Genomic DNA, 1,259 nt, shown 5'->3' on the forward strand with positions numbered 1-1,259 from the left:
GTTGGCGGAGAAGTATCCGAGTGTTGGCGGGTATGTATATTGTATAGGAAACCCTGTAAAGTTGATGGATTCAGATGGAGCAAAAGTACATGTTGCTAACGCTGCATCGTTTTCTGTACTGCTTTCTAGTCTACCCGCAGGAGTCCGTTCGGTAATAGTGTTGGATAAAAACCTTTATCTTGACTTAAGTTCCGTAGAAGAAGCTTGTAGAAGATACCCCACGAGTAAGAATCTTGACATTTTAAAGAGAATTGTTTCAGACAGAAGAACTGTAGACTTTGACGCGACCTCGAAAACATATATGTATATGGATTCTTCAGGAAAAATTGAGTCTAAAGATTTTAAAGAACCTAATCGCTCAAATGCATATCAGGATTTTATGAGTAAATATTCTGGACCAGAGGAACAAAGACAGCTATATTCTCTCACGTTATTGAAGCAAGGTATTAAAGATGAGATAGAGGTATCTGCTAATTTAGGCGCAACTTTGCGTCCTGCAGATGAGCAAAAGGCATTTCCTGGTGGGGAGATTTCTCCCTCAAAGAACTTTAAAGTTTTTATAAACCCATTTGCAACACCAGAAGAACAAGCTAAAGCCGTTGGTCATGAATTTGGTGGCCATTTGTATATGTATTTAATTGGCAAAGACCCTCGTCATGGTGGCTCAACAGGAACGCAGGACGGCAATATAGAACTAGAAAATCAAATAAAGGAAAGAGAACATGAATCCATTCGTAATTTTAAAGAGAAATAAAATCCGCTTGTGCATATATATGCTATTATTCATCTCTAATGCCTCTTGTGGACAAAATAGAATTTCTATTTCTGATAAGGATAAAGAAAGCATTGTATTATATGATGTTCAAGGGCTTAAGTACAAACAAATTTGGCGATTTAATAATAAAGTCGTAGGATATTGTTACTTCTCAAGGAAAGGAGAAATTATTGATAGTACAACTTGGAACGTTGAAATCCAAACGACACTTAAATTAAGAGACAAAATTTTGAGTAAATTCCGCGTTGATGATGAGACATTCACACCAGGTACAGCGGGTGTGCTTTTACTTGCTATGCCAAAATGTAACATTGTAGAACTTAGGCTTATTCGTGGTTTGACAGATTCTTTTAACAAGGAAATGTTAAGAGTGCTAAGGGAAGTTGAGCAAGATATTCTTGTGTTTTCAGCGAATCCAATTGCTGTGATTGTTCCGATAAGAATAACAATAGATTAAAGAAGTTTAGTGATAGCAAACAATTAT

The 1,259-nt window shown here is 36.5% G+C and carries 2 protein-coding genes; both read left to right on the forward strand.

Annotated elements, in window-relative coordinates; genetic code table 11:
- Nucleotides 1-754, forward strand: a 754-nt coding sequence (locus tag HMPREF0670_RS17305; protein ID WP_044078453.1) for a hypothetical protein, incomplete at its 5' end; no start/stop codon positions are given.
- A complete protein-coding gene (locus HMPREF0670_RS14770; RefSeq protein WP_009231941.1) occupies nt 723-1,232 on the forward strand; it encodes a hypothetical protein in 510 nt (169 codons plus the stop codon). The genes HMPREF0670_RS17305 and HMPREF0670_RS14770, both read left to right, overlap by 32 nt.
- Nucleotides 1,233-1,259: the final 27 nt, after the last annotated feature.

This window comes from Prevotella sp. oral taxon 317 str. F0108 (genome assembly GCF_000162415.1).
Taxonomy (GTDB): domain Bacteria; phylum Bacteroidota; class Bacteroidia; order Bacteroidales; family Bacteroidaceae; genus Prevotella; species Prevotella conceptionensis.